Annotated in this window: 20 protein-coding genes and 2 tRNA genes; 15 read left to right on the top strand and 7 right to left on the bottom strand. The window is 63.7% G+C overall.

Features of this window, described 5'->3' with window-relative positions; genetic code table 11:
• Positions 1–58: 58 nt before the first annotated feature.
• On the bottom strand, positions 59–736 hold the full coding sequence (locus Q0X62_RS12760; RefSeq protein ID WP_297736396.1) for a glutathione S-transferase family protein: 678 nt from the start codon (positions 734–736) through the stop codon (positions 59–61).
• Positions 737–767: 31 nt separating this feature from the next.
• Positions 768–1,739: a cation diffusion facilitator family transporter gene (locus tag Q0X62_RS12755; protein WP_297736394.1), complete on the bottom strand. Its 972-nt coding sequence runs from the start codon at positions 1,737–1,739 to the stop codon at positions 768–770.
• 150 nt (positions 1,740–1,889) lie between these two features.
• Between Q0X62_RS12755 and Q0X62_RS12750 the strand changes: the two genes are divergently transcribed.
• Positions 1,890–2,696 (top strand): undecaprenyl-diphosphate phosphatase, encoded by an 807-nt coding sequence (locus Q0X62_RS12750; RefSeq protein WP_297736392.1) that lies wholly within the window; start codon positions 1,890–1,892, stop codon positions 2,694–2,696.
• A gap of 75 nt (positions 2,697–2,771) precedes the next feature.
• Entirely contained in the window at positions 2,772–3,638 is an 867-nt protein-coding gene (locus tag Q0X62_RS12745) for a CPBP family intramembrane glutamic endopeptidase (RefSeq protein ID WP_297736389.1), read from the top strand.
• 41 nt (positions 3,639–3,679) lie between these two features.
• Here Q0X62_RS12745 and Q0X62_RS12740 read toward each other — a convergent pair whose 3' ends face one another.
• Positions 3,680–4,645: a complex I NDUFA9 subunit family protein gene (locus Q0X62_RS12740; RefSeq protein WP_297736386.1), complete on the bottom strand. Its 966-nt coding sequence runs from the start codon at positions 4,643–4,645 to the stop codon at positions 3,680–3,682.
• Between the two features lie 100 nt (positions 4,646–4,745).
• Complete coding sequence (locus Q0X62_RS12735) at positions 4,746–5,231, bottom strand: nuclear transport factor 2 family protein (protein WP_297736384.1); 486 nt, start codon at positions 5,229–5,231, stop codon at positions 4,746–4,748.
• Between the two features lie 209 nt (positions 5,232–5,440).
• Here Q0X62_RS12735 and Q0X62_RS12730 point away from each other — a divergent pair.
• A tRNA-Leu gene (locus Q0X62_RS12730) sits at positions 5,441–5,527 on the top strand.
• A 166-nt stretch (positions 5,528–5,693) separates the two neighbouring features.
• On the opposite strand, the gene Q0X62_RS12725 is transcribed toward Q0X62_RS12730, so the two are convergent.
• The gene (locus Q0X62_RS12725) at positions 5,694–6,116 is read right to left on the bottom strand and encodes a hypothetical protein (RefSeq protein WP_297736381.1); all 423 of its coding nucleotides are present in this window, start codon (positions 6,114–6,116) and stop codon (positions 5,694–5,696) included.
• 313 nt (positions 6,117–6,429) lie between these two features.
• On the opposite strand from Q0X62_RS12725, the gene Q0X62_RS12720 reads away from it, so the two are divergent.
• The 10 genes from Q0X62_RS12720 (at position 6,430) to Q0X62_RS12675 (ending at position 15,845) form a co-directional block, all read left to right on the top strand.
• Positions 6,430–7,950 (top strand): MBOAT family O-acyltransferase, encoded by a 1,521-nt coding sequence (locus Q0X62_RS12720; protein WP_297736378.1) that lies wholly within the window; start codon positions 6,430–6,432, stop codon positions 7,948–7,950.
• A gap of 12 nt (positions 7,951–7,962) precedes the next feature.
• Positions 7,963–9,222, top strand: coding sequence for a hypothetical protein (locus Q0X62_RS12715; protein WP_297736375.1), 1,260 nt, complete (start codon positions 7,963–7,965; stop codon positions 9,220–9,222).
• A 26-nt stretch (positions 9,223–9,248) separates the two neighbouring features.
• Positions 9,249–9,863: a ribonuclease D gene (locus Q0X62_RS12710; protein WP_297736372.1), complete on the top strand. Its 615-nt coding sequence runs from the start codon at positions 9,249–9,251 to the stop codon at positions 9,861–9,863.
• 87 nt (positions 9,864–9,950) lie between these two features.
• Positions 9,951–10,664, top strand: a complete 714-nt coding sequence (gene lptC / locus Q0X62_RS12705; protein WP_297736369.1) for an LPS export ABC transporter periplasmic protein LptC — start codon at positions 9,951–9,953, stop codon at positions 10,662–10,664.
• On the top strand, positions 10,661–11,197 hold the full coding sequence (locus Q0X62_RS12700; RefSeq protein WP_297736366.1) for an LptA/OstA family protein: 537 nt from the start codon (positions 10,661–10,663) through the stop codon (positions 11,195–11,197). Before lptC ends, Q0X62_RS12700 begins: the two co-directional genes overlap by 4 nt.
• Before the next feature lie 33 nt (positions 11,198–11,230).
• The gene (gene lptB / locus Q0X62_RS12695; RefSeq protein WP_366946151.1) at positions 11,231–11,992 is read left to right on the top strand and encodes an LPS export ABC transporter ATP-binding protein; all 762 of its coding nucleotides are present in this window, start codon (positions 11,231–11,233) and stop codon (positions 11,990–11,992) included.
• A 37-nt stretch (positions 11,993–12,029) separates the two neighbouring features.
• Entirely contained in the window at positions 12,030–13,547 is a 1,518-nt protein-coding gene (gene rpoN, locus Q0X62_RS12690) for an RNA polymerase factor sigma-54 (RefSeq protein ID WP_297736363.1), read from the top strand.
• Positions 13,548–13,728: 181 nt separating this feature from the next.
• Positions 13,729–14,358 carry a ribosome-associated translation inhibitor RaiA gene (gene raiA, locus Q0X62_RS12685; RefSeq protein ID WP_297736361.1) on the top strand — a complete coding sequence of 210 codons (630 nt, stop codon included), beginning with the start codon at positions 13,729–13,731 and terminating at the stop codon, positions 14,356–14,358.
• A gap of 17 nt (positions 14,359–14,375) precedes the next feature.
• Positions 14,376–14,840 (top strand): PTS IIA-like nitrogen regulatory protein PtsN, encoded by a 465-nt coding sequence (gene ptsN / locus Q0X62_RS12680; protein WP_297736358.1) that lies wholly within the window; start codon positions 14,376–14,378, stop codon positions 14,838–14,840.
• Between the two features lie 111 nt (positions 14,841–14,951).
• Positions 14,952–15,845, top strand: coding sequence for a hypothetical protein (locus tag Q0X62_RS12675; protein ID WP_297736355.1), 894 nt, complete (start codon positions 14,952–14,954; stop codon positions 15,843–15,845).
• Positions 15,846–15,927: 82 nt separating this feature from the next.
• Here the strand turns inward: Q0X62_RS12675 and Q0X62_RS12670 are convergent.
• Together Q0X62_RS12670 and Q0X62_RS12665 are read right to left on the bottom strand one after the other, a co-directional pair.
• A tRNA-Ala gene (locus Q0X62_RS12670) sits at positions 15,928–16,003 on the bottom strand.
• Between the two features lie 121 nt (positions 16,004–16,124).
• On the bottom strand, positions 16,125–16,571 hold the full coding sequence (locus Q0X62_RS12665) for a TIGR02300 family protein (RefSeq protein ID WP_297736352.1): 447 nt from the start codon (positions 16,569–16,571) through the stop codon (positions 16,125–16,127).
• A 111-nt stretch (positions 16,572–16,682) separates the two neighbouring features.
• Between Q0X62_RS12665 and aroA the strand changes: the two genes are divergently transcribed.
• Complete coding sequence (aroA, locus tag Q0X62_RS12660) at positions 16,683–18,026, top strand: 3-phosphoshikimate 1-carboxyvinyltransferase (protein ID WP_297736348.1); 1,344 nt, start codon at positions 16,683–16,685, stop codon at positions 18,024–18,026.
• Positions 18,023–18,649 (top strand): (d)CMP kinase, encoded by a 627-nt coding sequence (gene cmk / locus Q0X62_RS12655; protein WP_297736345.1) that lies wholly within the window; start codon positions 18,023–18,025, stop codon positions 18,647–18,649. Before aroA ends, cmk begins: the two co-directional genes overlap by 4 nt.
• The last annotated feature ends 106 nt before the right edge of the window (positions 18,650–18,755 follow it).

The following is an 18,755-nucleotide window of genomic DNA, read 5'->3' as shown; positions in this document are numbered from 1 at the left end:
CCATAGCCAGACCAAAATCACCAGAACTGTACGCATACCACCCCCCATAGAGCTCGGTTCAAAAATCCAGATCCGCATAGTGCGCCGCCGCCGGGACACCCGGCAGCTTGTCCGCCAGCAGGCCCCGAAACGCCGGGCGGCACTTTACGCGGGAATACCATTGCTTGACCGGCTCGAACTCGTCCCAAGGGACATCGCCGAGATAATCCGCGCAGGACAGATGCGCCGCCGCCGCAATATCGGCGAGCGTATAGCGCGGACCGGCCAGGCCGTCGCGCGCTTCCAGGAGCCAGGCCATATGGTCGAGATGCCATCGCAAATGCTCGCGGCCCGCGCGCAGGGCTGCCGGGTCCGGCGCGCCGAGGCCCTGGGCCCGCTTCTCCAGCTTTTCGTGCAGGAGATAGGCATTCACCTCGCCGTCGAATTTGCGATCGAACCAGTCCACCAGCCGGCGCGCCTCGGCGCGCTCGGCCGGGCCGCCCGGCAAAAGGCAGGGGCTGGGCGTGGTCTCTTCGAGATATTCCAGGATGGCGCGGCTCTCGACAATGACGCGTCGACCGCCACCGCTTTCATCGACCAGAACCGGCGTGGTACCGGCCGGATTGAGCGAAAGAAGGTCATCCGGGCGCTCCCAGGGCACTTCCAGCTGCAGGTCATGGCGCAGCGACTTCTCCTCGAGGACGAGGCGAACCTGTCTTGAGAACGGGTCGAGGGGCCAGAAGTGGAGCGTACGCATGGTGTCAGGCTAACCCGCTTCAACCGGAAGTCTAAGCGTCCTTGGACGTGCTTTCTGCATTGAAAAATTCAGCGCCATGCGGTTCGGCCTCTCCATGCGGGTCGGCATGGATGAGAATATCGGCGGCCGGATAGGCTTCGATCAGTCGACGCTCGCAGTCGACCAGGATGCCATGCGCCTCGCTGAGTGTGAGATGCGGGTCGAGCGCGAGGTGGAACTGGATATGGATGAGCGGGCCGGACGCGCGCGTGCGCAACTCGTGGATATTGATGATGCGCGGATCATTGCCGGCCAGGGTACGGATATTCTCGCGCGCCTCGTCCGGCAGTTCGCGGTCCATCAATTGGTCACCGGCACCGCGCGCCACGCCCCAGGCGGTCCAGAACAGCCAGAGCGAGACGGCGAGAGCAGCGACTGCGTCCAGCCAGAGCAGACCGCCTGCCGTCGCCCCGACAATTCCGACAATGACCACGGCATTGGCACCAAGGTCGGAGAAATAATGAGCCCTGTCACCTTCCACCGCGACCGATCCGGTCTCCTTCACCGCCCGCGTCTGCACCACCAGCAGGCCCAGCGTCAGGACGATGGAAAGTCCCATCACAGCGATGGCCCAGCCCGAGGCCCGCACTTCGACCGGATCGATCAAATGTTCGATCCCCTCGCGCAGGAGGAGAACCGCCGACATGGCCACGAAAATGGCTTGCAGGATGCCGGCAAAGGCTTCCGCCTTGCCATGCCCGTAGCGATGCTCGGCATCGGCCGGCTCGGCGGCATAGCGCACGGAGAGATACACGGTCAGGGAGGCCGTCAGGTCGAGCAGGCTGTCTGCCATCGAGGCGAGCAGGGCGACCGAGCCGGACATCCACCAGACCACAGCCTTGGTCAGGGTGAGGATGAGGGCCACCGCAACCGATGCGGCCGTGGCCTGACCGGTATGGCTGAGCGCGTCCTTCGGGCTCAGGCGCCCGGGCCCTTGCGGGCTGCCAGCGAAATCATGGGGCATGGATCAGTCCTTCTGCCCCGGTTTTGAGCCGCTGCGGGCCTGTCGTCAATCAGGCCCGCCCTGCCCAGGCTGTGTCGGACAGGCCAAGGTGCTGGCCAAGCCACGCCGATTGTTCAAATATCGCGTCTCACCCTCCAGCAGGCCGGTTTCATGAGCTTGATCTATCTCATTCTTCTCGCGCTCGTGCAGGGCATTACCGAATTCCTGCCGATTTCCTCCTCGGCCCATCTCATCCTCGCGCCGCAAGTGACCGGTCAGGCCGATCAGGGCCCGCTGATCGATGTCATGGCCCATGCCGGGTCCCTGCTCGCCGTGTTGATCTATTTCCGGCGCGATATCGGTGCTGTTGCGGTCGGCAAGCTGGCCCTGCTCCAGGGCCGGATGACGCCGGGCGGTCGCATCGCTCTGCTGGTCGGCGCCTCCATGCCGCCCATCTTCATCGTCGCCGGCGGCCTTGTGGCCTTTGACCTGGTCGACGCCCTGCGCTCGCCCCTGGTGATTGCCATCTCTACCCTGGTCTTCGCCCTGCCGCTCTGGCTGGCTGACCGCTATGGCCGCCAGGTCGATACGCTGGAGACGATGAGTTTCCGCCAGGCCGCCCTGATCGGTATTGCCCAGCTTTTCGCCCTCATTCCCGGCGCGTCGCGCTCCGGTGTGACCATGACGGCAGCGCGCGGCCTCGGTCTGACCCGGCAGGAAAGTGCCCGCTTCTCCATGTTGATGGCCATTCCCGTGATCGCGGCCTTCGGACTCATCTCGCTGATCGAGCTGGCCCGGACAGACGGGGCTGTCACGGGCGCCAGTCTGACAGACGGCCTGATCGTGGCGGGCCTTTCGACCGTCACCGCCTGGGCGGCCATCGCGGTCCTGATGAAGCTGGTCGACCGGATCGGCTTTCTGCCCTTTGCCCTCTACCGCGTCGCCCTAGGCCTCGCCTTGCTCCTATTCTTTATTTAGCGGTTTGCCGAATTTCCTTGCCCGAGCCGTGTTCCCATGATTGATTAGGAATAAAGCTAATTAATCGAGGTGGCCATGCGTGCCCTGTCCGTCTTCCTTGTCATCGCCTTCGGTTTCAGCTGGGCGGTCGCGTATTCCATCCACGCCACCGGCGGGATGGGCGCCCAGGGTCCGCTCGGCAGTCTGGGTCTGCTGTCGCTGATGATGATGGGGCCGGCTGTGGGCGCGCTCGTTTGCATGGTCTTCTTCGACAAGGGACGGCGGCTGGCGGCGATCGGACTGGCCGGCTTCCGCTTTGGCCTTATCGTCAGGTGGACCGTGATCGGCTGGCTGCTGCCCATCCTGATCTGCGCCCTCGCGATCGGCGCCACCCTCGCCCTGTCCGGCCAGGCGCCCGGCGATCCGGCAGCAGTCATCGCCGCCCAGCTGGCGGCCAGCGGCGAGGACTTACCCATGGATCCGAGCCTGCTGCTTGTCATCCAGCTGGCAATCGGCCTGCCGGTCGGCATCCTCTTCAACACCGCCTTCCTGCTGATCAGCGAGGAGCTGGGCTGGCGCGGCTGGCTGCAGCCGCGTCTGGCCGGCCTGGGCTTCTGGCCGATGTGCCTTGTGGTGGGCGTGCTGTGGGGTATCTGGCACGCCCCGATCATTCTGATGGGCTATAATTATCCCGAACTGGGCTGGACCGGTGTCGCCATCATGGCGGCCTTCACGACGCTCTGGACGCCCTATCACGCCCATCTGCGCGAGCGCGGTGGCGTCATCGCCGCGGCCGGGCTGCACGGCTCGCTGAATGCGGTCGCCGGCGTCTCCCTGCTCTTTCTGTCAGTACCGCAATGGCCGTGGAATGGACCGCTGGGTGTCGGCGGATTGCTGATCTTGGCCGCCGGACTGCCCGTGCTGGCCTGGCTGCGCCGCGGTCAGAAAAAACGGGCCGCGTAGCGACGCGGCCCGTTTGAACTCATCGACCTGAACGCGCGGGATCAGGCTTCGCGTTCGTGGAACTGGCCATAGCGGCGATAGCGCTCGAGATAGCTCGGCACGATAGCTTCCACCGTTTCACCGGCAATACCCAAATCCGCCAGGCCCTTGGCGCCTTCGGACACGACATTATCAGAGCGCAGCTGGGTCAGCTGGTCGCGGGTGATCACAACCGGCATCAGCGGCAGGGCACCGACAAGTTCGGACACGGTCGCGATGACGCTGCCAATTGCCCAGGGCAGGGGCAGAAGGAAACGCGGACGGTCAATCTCGTCCAGAATGAGTTTCATCAGCGCTTCGAATGTATAGATGCCCGGACCGCCCAGCTCATAGGTTTCGCCGCGCGCGTCATTGCGCTCGAAGGCGGCCAGCACGGCCTTGCCGACATCACCGGCGAAAACGGGCTGGAATTTGCTCTGGCCACCGCCAAAGAGCGGCAAGGCCGGCACAAAGCGGGCCATGGCGCCGAAGCGGTTGAAGAAGCCGTCCTCGGTCCCGAAAACGATGGAGGGCCGCAGGATCGTCGCCTCGGGAAGCGCCGCCAGCACGGCGGCTTCGCCTTCCGCCTTGGTTCGGGCATAGCGCGAGGCGCTGTCTGCCGAGGCGCCAATGGCCGAGATATGAATCATGCGGGAGACGCCCATCGCGGCCGCGGTCTCCGCAATCGTCTTCGCACCGAGCGCATGCAGGCGAGAGAAGGTCTGGCGGCCGCTCTCATTGAGCACACCCACCAGATTGACCACGCCTGAGGCACCATCGAGGGCTCGCTCGACCGAGCTTGGCACCCGAAGATTGGCCTGGACCAGCTGGACCTGGCCAACCACACCCATGACGCGCAGGTCCTGGGCCAGGTGCGGGCGGCGTGAGGCGACGCGGACCCGGTAGCCGGCCTTGGCCAGCGCCCGAACCACATGACGCCCGACAAAGCCGGACCCGCCGAACACGGTGATGATCTCGTCTCTCAGCATGGATTGCCCTCGCGAAAACAGGGTTTGTCCGGGATAGACCAAAAAACCGCGCGCCTGTCCATGCGGCAATGCGCTTGAACGTCTGTCCGGCGCGGCACGGCTAGTCCGCCATATCGCGCTCCGGAAAGGCGACCGTGGTCGACAGGATCAGCCAGCGACCGTCTTCACGCACCAGCCAGTCCGTGCCCGAATAGGCCACATCGCGACGCCCGCCATCGCCCTCAATGATGTGTTCGACCGCATTATAGCGGGCGAAGGCCGTGTCGCCGCGAATCTGAAGGCTGACCAGATCCAGCTCAAACTCGACCACGTCCGCACCACGCCCGACATAATCGCGAACATCGGCCATATGAGGCCCGCGGTCGCGGACTGCGTCCCCGCCGGCAAACCAGACCGTCCAGTCCGGGTGAAAGTTCACCTCCCAGTTTTCAGTACCGGGGCCGATCGCGACCGGGCCGTTTTCCAGGATGTTCAGAATGGCAGCGCGGTCCGTGGCGTCGGATTGCGCCAAAACGGCAGGCGTGGCGAGGAGTAGGAGGGCCGACAGCAGCGCGGTTCGCGGCCCGGTTGCGAAGAGAAGTTTCATGCATGTTTCCAATTTCCGACAAGAGCGCCCGAGCCCGGTCAGACACGCGCGATACCGTGGATCAGGCACCGCCCGGCGGCAAGCGGGGCCGCGGCCACCAAACCGTCAAATCATCGTGACGCATCGGGCTGCGTTTGCCGCTGCCGGCAATGCCCAAAGTCCGTTGACACTGCCCCAAGCCTTCTTTAGTTACCGCGCCTCTGACACCTGCCCAGGTGGCGGAATTGGTAGACGCGCTGGCTTCAGGTGCCAGTTCCCGCAAGGGAGTGGAAGTTCGAGTCTTCTCCTGGGCACCATCCTCTTTCACAAGATGTGATGAATGAACGGACCGCCTGGCGGTCCGTTTTCGTTTGGGCGTGGGTCGCCCCCAGAACAGATGACAGAAGAACGCCCGACTGCGGGGGACACAGCCGGGCGTCTTTAACCTGTGGTGCTTCGTACAGGTCAGGTCGTCATGTGCGCTTACGAGCCGGTCGCGACCGGGGTCGAGCGACGCTGGATGTTGAAGCTGCCGGTCTCGCCCGGCTGGAGATAGGCGCGGCAGAAGCCGGCCTCGGTCACCGTGAAGGGGCATTCCAGCTGGGTGTGTTCGACATTGAGCGTGAGGCGAAGCTCGCCGCGATCCGGCACCGAATAGGTGCACAGGCCACTGACGACATCACCGACCGAGAAACGGCCATTATCGAGCAGGCCGCGGCCGCGCTCGCGCGTGGCAATGCTGTCGCCATCACCCTGGGTGAGCTGGCATGACACTTCCCAGCCGCGCTCGCCCATCATTTCGAGAAGAAAGGCTTCCCCGCTATCGGGGGCTTGGGCTGCGGCCGGTGCCATCAGGGCGAAGGATGCGGCAAGGGAAGCGGCGATCATTGTGCTTTGCTTTTTCATTGGGTCTCCCTCCTGCGAGAAACTCTTGAGGACTGTGTATGACACTAATGTTACAGATGCTCGCCTGATTGTAAAGTCCGTGTACGGACGTTTCGTTAGTTTTCGCAATGCCCTTTCATACCTTTAGAATAAAGCAATTATAGCTGATTAGTGCGCAAATTTTTTCACCACAAACTTCATTAACAGAGACTTAAGACACGCATTTGTCACAAAACAGGGCCACGCCTGTGGATAACCCGCCTGCGTGCAGGCCTGCCTTGCCGCCTCGGCGGGGGAGGGCTAGCGTCCCTGCGACCTCCGGTGCGGCGCGGCAATGATCTTCAATTCCTTCGAATTCCTGTTTCTTTTCCTGCCCGGCGTGCTGCTGACCTATTATCTGGCGCGGCGCTATATCTCGCACTGGACGGCGCTCTCCCTGCTCGCCGCCGCGAGCTTCTTCTTCTACGCCTGGTGGGACGTATCGCGAGCGCCCTGGCACGAGCTGGATGGCTGGACAGTCGAGAGCCTGATCCGCTCCCTCTGGTTCATCCGCCATGTCCTGCTTCTGCTCGGCTCGGTGATCATCAACCACATTGTGGCGCGCCTGATGCGGCGCTGGGGCAATCAGCCCCTGCTCGCCGTCGGCATCATTTTCAATCTCTCCCTGCTCGGCTTCTTCAAATATGCCGACTTCCTGGCGAGCAATATCAATGCGCTGACCGGGCTCGACATTCCCGAACTGGGGCTGGGTCTGCCGCTGGCCATCTCCTTTTTCTCCTTCCAGCAAATCTCCTACCTGGTCGATGTCGCCCGCCGGAAGACCGATCCGGGCCGCTTCTTTGCGCACGCCCTTTTCGTCTCCTTCTTCCCGCACATCGTGGCCGGCCCGCTGATCCAGCACCACCAGATCGCCTCGCAATTCAATGACACCACACGCAAGGACGACCTCTGGGACAATCTCGGGGTCGGCCTGTCCCTCTTTGCCATCGGCCTGGCCAAGAAAGTCCTGATCGCCGAGAGCATCGAACCCTATGCCTCCTCCCTGTTTGCCATGGCCGAGCGCGGCGACACGCCCGGACTGGTCGCCGCCTGGTTCGGGGCCATGGCCTACGCGCTGCAGATCTTCTTCGACTTCTCCGGCTATTCCGACATGGCGCTGGGCCTGGCCCGTTGCCTGGGCTTTCGGCTGCCGGTCAATTTCAACGGACCCTACAAATCCGCTTCAGTGGTCGAGTTCTGGCGCCGCTGGCACATCACGCTGAGCCATTTCCTGCGCGATCATCTCTACATCCCGCTGGGCGGAAACCGGCATGGCGAGACACGGCGCTCGATCAATCTGATGGCGACCATGCTGCTCGGCGGGCTCTGGCATGGCGCCGCCTGGACCTTTGTGATCTGGGGCGGGTTGCACGGGCTGGGCCTGACGGTGAACCATTACTGGAACAAGTGGGGGCCGAAGGGCTGGTTTGACGGTCACCGCCGCATCATTGCCATCGGCCTGACCTTCGCCTTCACCACCATCGCCTGGGTCTTCTTCCGGGCCGAGACCTGGTCGGGCGCCGGGCGCATCCTGGCCGGCATGTTCGGTTTCTCCGGGCTGGGCCTGGAAGGCGTGTCAGGCGAACTGATCGCCTGGGTGATTTTCGGCCTGACCCTGGTCTGGTCGCTGCCGGATACGCCGGAGCTCTTCGCGGATGTGATTGACGAACAGACCCTCAAGGACGCCCAGATCAAACCCAAGCCGGGCCTGCGCTGGCGCTTTACCCGGCTGGCGGCCATCGGCGCCGCCTTCCTGCTCTTCCTGTCCGTGCTGAACGCCTGGAAGACCTCCGAATTCATCTATTACACCTTCTAGGACCGCGCCGAGATGCACCGCTATGCCGTGACATTGCTGATCGCCCTCTTCGCGTCCCTGGCCGGGTTCGCGGGTTTCAATGCGCTGGTCGACCCCTTCGACATCACCGGCTCGCCGGACATTCCCGGTCTGACCAGTCGCGATACGCGGATCCACGAGGATGGCGGCCGGGTGCATGTCGGCGATCAGCTGGCGCGTGGCGGGATCGACGCCATCCTGCTCGGCTCCTCGCGCACTGTGGACGGGTTTCCGCGCGATCCGGCCGACCTGCCCGAGGGCTTCATCAATGCCGGCATGCGCGGCACCAATATCTTTGAGCTCTCCCAGGCCGCCGCCCTCGCGGCCCAGAGCGAAGATTTGCGCTGCGTGGTGATCGGGCTCGATCTCGACGAATTCGGCACCCATTCCAAGGCCAAGGCGACCTATTGGCTGTCGGCGCTGCGCGACGGCCATGCCGATTTCGCCCGGGCCCGCGTGGCCCTGTCACCCAGTACGTTCGGCGCGGCGATCCAGCTCCTGGCCGACAATCTCACCGGATCGCAGCCGCGCGTGCCCTGGGCCGACACCTATCCGGCCGGGGCCCAGCGAGAGCGGTACGAGAACGGCGCGCGCGGGATTTACCGCTTTTATCTGGGCTATCGCTTCGACCCGGAACGCCTGGCCCTGTTCGAGCGCGTGCTTGACCGTCTGACCGCCGAAGGCGTGCAGGTGACTGGCTTTATCCACCCGCTCCACGCCTGGCGCGAGGAGGCGATGTTCCGGGCCGGCCGCGGCGAGGATTATCTCGCCTTCCGCGCGGCCCTGACCGAGACCTTTGCCCGCTATGCCGACCGCGATCCGGTCAATGCCTGCCGGCCCGGCGGCGGCGCGCAGCTGTACGATTTCTCCGGCTTCCGACCCTTTGCCGCGGTCGATGCGCCCTCAGCTGAGGCGACGGTCGCTCACCCGACCTTCTACGAGCCCTCGCACTATCTGCCGCATATCGGCACCGACATGCTGGCCATCATGGGTGGCGAGGATCCGAGCGATCCGCGCGTGACCGGCGACAGGCTGACCCCGGACACGCTGGCGCAGACAAGCGCCGCGATCATCGAGCGGCGCTCGGACTGGCGGGCCAGCCCGGACGGCGCAGCGGTCACGGCGCTGCTCGATGCGGTCATCGCCAATGCACCCTCAGCCGAGCTGGAAACCCCGCAATTCCTTAACCGCGACGACGAAACCAGCGTCACTGACAAGCTTGCGCGCATTGCGCCCCGCGCTGCGCGGCGCTAGACGCTGGAACAAACAAGGATGACACCATGACCGTGCACTATCACAAGGGTGACCTGCCCGCCGATGTCGACCTCGGGCCGCTGGTCGCCGTCGACACCGAGACCCTCGGCCTGTCCCTGACCCGCGACATGCTGTGTGTCGTGCAGCTCTCGGCCGGCGATGGCGACGCCCATGTCGTGCAGATGAACCGGCCCGATTACGACTGTCCCAATCTCAAGCGCGTCCTCGCCGATACCAAGGTCGAGAAAATCCTGCACTTCGCCCGCTTCGACGTGGCCATGGTCGAGAAGTATCTCGGCGTGACCATGGCACCGATCTTCTGCACCAAGATCGCCTCCAAGCTGGCCCGCACCTATACCGACCGGCATGGCCTCAAGGATGTCACCCGCGAACTCGTCGGCGCCGACATGAACAAACAGCAGCAGTCCTCGGACTGGGGGGCGGACGAGTTGTCCCCGGCCCAGCTGGACTATGCGGCTTCCGACGTGCTTCACCTGCACAAGCTGCGCGAAGCCCTGTCCAAGATGCTTGAGCGCGAGGGCCGTCTGGACCTGGCCAAGGCCTGTTTCGACTTCATGCCGACGCGTGCCCGGCTGGATCTGGCCGGTTGGCCGGAAATCGACATTTTTGCCCACTCCTGAAGGCGGTCGCCTTGAAAAGGCTCGCAAAGACTGGTCTTTCTGGCGGCGCAACCTCGCCGAAAGGCGCGATAGGATAATTGTGAACCGGTGACGAGTCTGACCGCCTCTTTCGGCCATGACGCCCTGCAGCCAACCCCGCATGCCAGCTGGGAGCCGCGGCGCGTGCTTGCCTTGAGCGTGGCCCGCCGCCGGACCGCCTTCGTGCGGGGCCTGCGCCTCTTCTTCACGGCGGCGGCGTTGACGATCCTCGGCATCTTGATCGTACAGCTCATCTTGGGGTCAGGCGGAGGCGCGGCGCGCGAAGCCGAAGCCGTCGGCACGGATGTCCGGATGACCAATCCGCGCTTCACCGGCCGCGACGAGAATCTCACCCCCTATGCGGTGACCGCGGATGTCGCCATCCGCCGCCGCGACGCGGCCGACGGCGTGACAGAACTGGAACGCCCGCGCCTGGACTACAATTTCCTGGATGCCGGAGCTGATGTCTCGCAAGTGCTAGCGGAATCCGGACGCTACGATCTGCCCAATCGTATTCTCGACCTGTATTCGGACGTCAATTTCCGGACACGGGCCGGATATGAATTCCAGTCCAGCCATGCACGCATATTCCTGCGCGAGGAACGCGTCATCGGACAGGAAGCGGTGGCAGGAACCGGCCCGATGGGTACAATCCGGGCTGACAGTTATGAAATCTCCGATGGTGGCAACCGGATCGTCTTCACCGGCAATGTCCGGGCCCGATTGACCCAGAGCCGAACCATCACCGAGGCGGAGGCCTCGCCCGAGGAAGGAAACGAATGATGCGCCTAACTGCGATTGCCCTGCTCGGCCTGATGAGCGCAGCCTTTCCATCCGGCACAGCTGCAGGCCAGATCGGTAATTCCTCGCTGCCACTGGATATCGAAGCGGAGACGTTTGAAGTCCTGGATGCCGAACGCCACATTGTCTGGCTGGGCAATGTCAATGTTGTGCAGGGCGATTCAAGCCTGCAGGCGGACCGCATGGACGTCTATTACACCGAGGCGCCCGGCGGCGGCTGGGGCGATATCGATCGCATCGTCGCGACCGACAATGTGTTCTACATCACGCCGGCGCAACGCGCCCGCGGTGATCGTGGCGTGTACCAGATGAGCGAGGAAGTCATCACGCTCACCGGTGACGTCGTCATCACCCAGGGCGAGAATGTCATCACCACCAATCGCTTTGTGAATGATCTGACGACCGGTAATTCCAATTTTGGTGAGGCCGGGACCGGTGATCGCGTGCGCATGGTCCTGCAACCGGCCAGCACTACAAACGAGACCGAAACCAGCGAAGATGCTCCGGAAGGCTGATCTTCAGCTTCCGACACCAGGACACTGACCTTTATGGCGCTATTCGAACCCACGCCCATCGCCGAAACCGACATGGCGGGCGGCCTTGTTGTTGAACAGATCGGCAAGACCTATCGCAAGCGGCCGGTTGTCAAAGGCGTGTCTGTCTCGCTGCAACGGGGCGAAGTCGCCGGCCTGCTCGGGCCGAATGGCGCGGGCAAGACGACCTGCTTCTACATGATTACCGGCCTGGTCCAGGCGGATTATGGCCGCATCCTGCTCGATGGCGAGGATATCACCCGCCTGCCCATGTATCAGCGGGCGCGGCTGGGCATTGGCTATCTGCCGCAGGAAAAGTCCATCTTCCACGGCATGACGGTGGAACAGAATGTTCTGGCTGTGGCCGAAGTGGTCGAGAAGGACCGTGATGCGCGCCACGCCCTGGTCGATCAGCTGCTCGAGGAATTGCGGATTTCGCACCTCCGCAACGCGCCGGCTCCGTCACTGTCAGGCGGGGAAAGGCGACGCATGGAAATCGCCCGCGCCCTGGCGACTCGCCCCTCCTTCATGCTGCTGGATGAGCCCTTCGCCGGCATTGACCCTCTGGCCATCACGGATATCCGCGACTTGATCCGCTTCCTCAAGGAACGCGGAATCGGGATTCTTATTACCGACCACAATGTCCGCGAAACCCTTGAAATCACTGACAGAGCCACGATCATCCACGAGGGTGAAGTGCTGTTTGAGGGATCGCCGGCGGAGATCCGGGCCGACCCGGATGTGCGGCGCGTTTATCTCGGAGAAAGTTTTGGCTGATTAACCTCTGCAGGAAACGTACCAAACAGAGGTTCACATGGCCGGATTGATGCAGAAGCTGGATATGCGCCAGGGACAATCCCTGGTGATGACGCCCCAGCTCCAACAAGCCATCAAGCTGTTGCAGCTCTCGAATGTCGAGCTTGCCGAGTTCGTCGAAGGCGAGCTGGAACGCAATCCCCTGCTCGAGCGTGATGACCGGAATGATTCGACCGAATCACTTCGCGAAGAGGGTCAGGGCGAGCCACGCGAGCTGGAACTCGCTGCGCCATCCGCCGATGCCAATGATTCGATGGATGCCGATGCCGACATGATGCACGGCGATGATTCCAAGTCCGACCTGTCCGGCGTGGAAGGCGTGGAATCCGGCGCCGCCATCGGCGCGAGCTCAAGCTCGACCTATTCGGCCGGCAGTGGCGGGCGAGGCCCTGCCAGCGAGGATTACGACGCCATCGCCAATTCGTCCCGCGAGATTTCGCTGGCCGAACACCTGCACGAACAATTGTCGATGGCCACGGGTGACCCGGTTGATCGCCTGATCGGCGCTCACTTGATCGACCTGGCCGATGATGATGGCTATATGCGCTCCGATCTCGATGAAATTGCACAACAGCTGGGTGTCGAGCGGGCCCGCGTTGAAGCAGTCTTGTCCTTGACCCAGACCTTCGATCCGGCCGGCGTAATGGCGCGGGACCTGCCCGAGTGCCTCGCCCTGCAGCTCAAGGACAAGAATCGGCTCGATCCGGCCATGGCCGCGCTGCTCGACAATCTCGAGCGCCTGGCCAGGCATGATTATCCGGCGCTGAAATCCCTGTGCGGGGTCGATAATGAGGATCTCGACGAGATGATCGCCGAAATCCGCGACCTGACGCCCAAGCCCGGACATGCCTTTGGCAGCGATTCGACCCGGGCCGTATCGCCGGATGTCTTTATTCGCCAGTCACCCGACGGCAGCTGGCAGGTCGAGCTGAACTCCGAAACCCTGCCGCGCGTCCTCGTCAATAACAGCTATTTCAACGAGATCACCGCCGTCGCGAAATCGGAAACGGACAAGACTTTCATCACCGAATGCTCCCAGAACGCCTCCTGGCTGGTCAAAAGCCTGGACCAGCGCGCCCGGACCATTCTCAAGGTTGCCAGCGAGATCGTGCGCCAGCAGGACATGTTCCTCGCCCATGGCGTGGCCTATCTGCGCCCGCTGAACCTGAAAACCGTGGCGGACGCGATCGGCATGCACGAGTCGACCGTGAGCCGGGTGACCTCGAACAAGTATGTCGCCACCCCGCGTGGCATGTTCGAACTGAAATATTTCTTCACCTCGGCCATTCCTTCCGCTGGGGGCGGGGAGGCCCACTCTGCCGAGGCAGTACGGCATCGGATCAAGACGATGATCGGCCAGGAATCCGCCAGTGATGTGCTGTCCGATGACAGTCTCGTCGAACAATTGCGGGATGAAGGGATTGAAATCGCCCGCCGGACTGTGGCCAAATACCGGGAGGCGCTCAACATCCCCTCCTCGGTCCAGCGCCGACGTATACTCAAACGTGCTGGCTAGGGATCGCTTGTTGGAGCGCCCCGGTGGAAACCCTCCACCGAATACGCGGTCCGTTGGCATCCGGAGAACAGTCATTGACTCCCCCTGCGGCCCGCGACTAGGTTCCGCCCGCTTTCCGAGGAGAGGCGGAACTGCACGTCAACGCCTCACGTGCCGGTGAATGGCCGGCGGGAAGGAGCGCATGCATATACAGGTGGTCAGCAAGGGCATCGACGTCAGCGGCGCGCTGCGAGAACAGATTCTCGGGCGCGTGGAAGACGGAGTAGCCAAATACTTCAACCGTCCCGGTGAAGCTTATGTATCGATCTCTCGCGAGGGCGTCGGCTTTCGCGTCGACTGTTCGGTGCATCTGCCGTCGGGAGTGATGCTGCAGGCTCACGGCGAAGCCGGTGATGCCTACAAGGCAGCGGAAGAAACCATGGAGCGCCTGGAGAAGCGCCTCCGCCGGTACAAGAGAAAACTGAAGAACCACCATAACGACAACAAGGCCGAGCTTCCGGCCGAAAGTCTTCCGATTGTCGTTCTCAAGGGCATGCGCGACAGCCATGCCGATGACGATGATTTTGACGAAGACGAACCAAGTGGTGCGCCGCTCAATGGTGCGCCTGAGCCGATCGTCATCGCGGAACAGGCCGGAGAAGTCCGGACCCTGACCGTGGGCATGGCCTCGCTGGAACTGGATGCGGCGGACTCGTCCTTCCTGATGTTCCGCAATGCGGCCAATGGCGGTCTCAACATCGTCTACCGGCGACCGGACGGCCATATCGGATGGCTCAATCCGGCGCGGGAAGATCGCTCAGAGCCGGCCTAGGAGCGAGCAGTCGTACAATGGCGTTATCAGATTTGATCCCCAATGCGGGAGTAAGCATTGATTTGGGCGCATCCAGCCGGAAACAGGCCTTGCAGGCCATGTCCGAACTGGCCGCCGGTCTGACCGGGCAAGCCGCCCGCACGATCTTCGATGCCGTGCTCCAGCGGGAACGCCTCGGCTCGACCGGAGTCGGACAAGGCGTCGCCATCCCCCATGCTCGCCTGAGCGGCATGGATGAGGTGGTCGGCGTCTTCGCCCGGCTCCGCACGCCGGTCGATTTTGAGTCGATAGACGGTCGCCCGGCAGACCTGATCTTCATGCTGCTGGCGCCGGAGAATGCCGGCGCCGAACACCTCAAGGCACTGGCCCGCGTGTCGCGCCTTCTGCGCCGGGAGGATGTCCGCCAGCGACTGCGCGCAGCCCCGAACGCCGAGGCCGTCCACGCCGTCCTGGCCGGCGAACCGGCCACCGACGCGGCCTGACCGGCCGAATTTCGGCCCGCCCCACCCTTGCCATCAGCCTGAACACACTGCTCATGCGGCGTTCAGCCGACGCATGCTGATCTGGCGCTCCCAAATGTCAGGAGTCCGGACATGCTGCGCGTATGCCTTTTGGCTGGTCTGGTTGCCGTTTCCGGCGCCGACAGCCTGGCCTGGAGCCAAACCCTAACACCGCAGCCCAGCCTGCGCGAGCTCGCCGAAATCGGCGACCCCCAAGCGGCCTTCGACTACGGCTATGACCTGACTTTCCCGGAAAACGGCGAACCGGATACCGTCACGGGGCGGTACTGGCTGGTTCAATCAGCGGATGACGGCTTTGCCCCGGCCAATGCCGTTCTGGGCATGATCTATCGCGACGGCGTCGGCGTCGAGCCGGACATCGACCGGGCAAGGTCCTTCTTCGAGCTGGCCTGGCAGGCGGAAGACAGCTTCGCAGGCCTGGATCTGGCCGACCTGATCTTGTTCGAATACGAGGTTGAGCGCGCAACCGCGATCGCCATCCTTGAACAATTGCTTGACGACGAGGAGGTCGGCCCTCTGGCGGGCCTTGCCCTGGCAGAGACCCTGATGTTCGACGGCGAGACTGACACGGAGCATGCCCGAGCGGTCACACTGGCCGCCGACGCGCTCGACCGGCAGCCCGGATTGCAGCGGGCCCACTACATCATCGGCATCGGTGCAGCAGAAGGTTTCGCTGGCCCGGTCGACCAAACCGCCGCACGCAGCGCGTGGGAAGCAGGCTCTGAATCCGGCGACAGCCTGGCCATGATGGCCCTGGCGGACAGCTGGCTCGATACCGACTGGGGAATACCAGACCCCGTCGAGGCCTATACTCTCTATTCGCTGGCTGCCGACCTCGGAGCGGGCGATGCGGCCGAGGCGGCCGACACGCTCGCAGACACGCTGGATGACGACGCCCGGACCGAGGCGGACCAACGGCGCCGGGACTGGGAGGATCGTCTGGGCTGGACCGCTACGTCGGACTGATCAGGGCAAGGCGCGCCGATCCCGATTGCAAGGATACGGCGAACAAGAAAAAACCCCGCCGGGTCCCGGCGGGGTTTGATCTTGGTGGAGCCAGACGGAATCGAACCGACGACCTCTTGCATGCCATGCAAGCGCTCTCCCAACTGAGCTATGGCCCCGAAACTCGGGTCACCGAAGGCGATAGGATCGTTGCCCTCGGCGAGAGGCGCGGAACCTAGTCCCGGTTTTCGCGGGGATCAAGCCTCTTTTGCGCGGCAAATGCAGCGCTCATGCAGAGGCCTAGAGATCCTCGTCCTTATCGATGTTGAAGTCGCCGAGATCGTCATCATCCTCATCATCGATCAGGACGCCCGTATCATCGTCATCATCATCATCGTCATCATCGACACCGTCTTCGCCGAACCCGTCCGGCAGGTCATCGCTCAGACCTGAGGCGTCGTCATCATCATCATCGTCATCTGAGCTGGACAAGGTCGCTTCGGCGTCGACCTCCGGCGTATCATCCGTCTCGTCGCCATAACCGTCATCATCGTCGGTTGCAGCCGCCTTCTTCGGCGCCTCTTCCTCATCGGCAGCCTCGAGTTTGGCCTTCAGGCGCGGGTCTTCGCGCTCCGGGTCAAACTCGGTCTCACACTTCGGACATCGGGCCGGACGGCGACCGAGATCGTAGAATTTGGCGCTGCAGCTGGGGCAGGCGCGCTTGCTTCCCAATTCAGGCTTGGCCATGGCATCCCTACATAACCAGTTTTCAATTTCGGCGGGACCCGTTGCCACGATCACCGCGCTCTGTCAAAACCTCATCGCCGTCATGTCACCTCAAACCTTGCCAATCCGTTGATGACCCCATCCCTGATGCGCCGTGAAGGCGCCCTGCGGGCCGTGCCTGCATCCGCCCTGTCCGGTTCCATAAAGGCCCCGGGAGACAAGTCAATTTCCCATCGCGCCTTCATTCTCGGCGGGCTGGCGCAGGGCGTGACCGAGGTCAGCGGACTGCTAGAAAGCGATGATGTCATAAATTCCGGAAAGGCCGCAGCCGCGCTCGGTGCGACGGTCGAGCATCTCGGTCCCGGACAATGGCGGATCACCGGAACAGGCGGCCGATTCTCCGATCCCGACGCACCGCTCGATTTCGGCAATGCCGGAACCGGTGTGCGCCTGATGATGGGGGCGGTCGCCGGCTCGGGTGCCAGCGCTGACTTTGTCGGCGATGAGAGCCTGTCCTCACGCCCCATGCGACGGGTCACCGACCCGCTCGGTGAGATGGGCGCGCGCTTCACGACCAATGATGGTCGCCTGCCCGCGCGGCTGGATGGCGGCCCGCTGACCGGGATCCACTACACGCCGCCCATTGCCTCGGCTCAGGTGAAGTCGGCCGTCCTGCTCGCCGCACTGGGCGCGACCGGCACCACGGTCGTGCACGAGCCGCAGATCACCCGCGATCACACCGAGACCATGCTGAAAGCCTTCGGCGCGAAGCTTTTCGTCGAGCGCGACGGCCCGGCCACGACCATCACCCTGAACGGCCCGCAGACCCTGACCGCCTGCCCGGTCGAAGTCCCCGGCGACCCCTCCTCCTCGGCCTTTGCGATGGTTGCCGCGCTGATCGTGCCCGGCTCTGACATCACCTTGACCGGCGTCATGGACAATCCGGCCCGCACCGGGTTGATCGACACCCTCCGGGAGATGGGCGCCGATATCACGCTGACGCCCGGTCCCGAGATGGCCGGCGAGAAGACCATGCATGTGCGCGTGCGCCACAGCCAGCTGCGCGGGATCACCGTTCCGGCCGAACGCGCGCCCTCCATGATCGACGAGTATCCGATCCTGTGTGTCGCCGCCGCTTATGCCGAGGGTGTGACCCATATGCCGGGCCTCGAGGAATTGCGGGCCAAGGAAAGCGACCGGCTCGCCGGCAGCGCCGCCCTCCTGCGCGCCAATGGCGTCCCGGTCGAAGAGGGCGAGGACAGCCTGGCTGTCACCGGGCTGGGCATCGGCGGCGTTCCCGGCGGGGGCGAGACCCCGACCCATCATGATCATCGCCTCGCCATGAGCGGTCTCGTTATCGGCCTCGGCGCCAAGGCGGCAGCGAGCGTCGATGACGTCGCCATGATTGCGACCTCCTATCCGGACTTCTTTGACGATATCGCGGCCCTCGGCGGCGTCCTGGAGCCGATCACATGATTATCGCTGTCGACGGTCCGCTCGCGTCCGGAAAGGGCACGATCGCGCGCGCGCTCGCGGCGCATTTCAAGCTGCCCTATCTCGACACCGGCTCACTCTATCGCGCCACAGGCGTCGCGGTCATCGACGCCGGCATCGATCCCACCGATGAAGCCGCTTGCGCTCGGGCAGCCCGGACACTCGACCTGGCCACCATAGACGAGGCCCGGATCCGCACCGCGGAGGCCGGCGCCATGGCCTCGCGCGTCGCGGCACTGCCCGCCGTGCGGGAGGCGCTGTATGAACTCCAGCGCGATTTCGCAACGCGGCCGGGCGGGGCCATACTGGACGGGCGTGATATCGGCACGGTCATCTGTCCCGATGCCGATGTGAAGCTCTACATCACGGCCGATACGGAAACCCGCGCGCGACGTCGCTGGTCCGAACTGAAGGCAGGCGGCGAGACGATCAGCCTCGAGGACATGCTCGCCCAGACCCGGGAACGGGACCTGCGCGATGCCGAGCGCGCCGACGCCCCCATGCGTCCCGCCGAAGACGCGACCTTGCTAGACACGTCATCCTTGAGTATAGACGCGGCCGTTACCGAAGCTGTCGCGATTGTGGAAAAACGCCAAAAAGCGTGATCCTGTCGATAGCAAGGTGGCAGATAGCCGGGCGTTCTGACGACGGATTGCCGTGACCGACTTGCGTCACGGACCCGTTTCGGCCGCCCACATTGTTTTAATTCCA

Source organism: uncultured Maricaulis sp. (genome assembly GCF_947259345.1).
GTDB lineage: Bacteria > Pseudomonadota > Alphaproteobacteria > Caulobacterales > Maricaulaceae > Maricaulis.
This window is presented reverse-complemented; position numbering and strand designations above follow the sequence as displayed.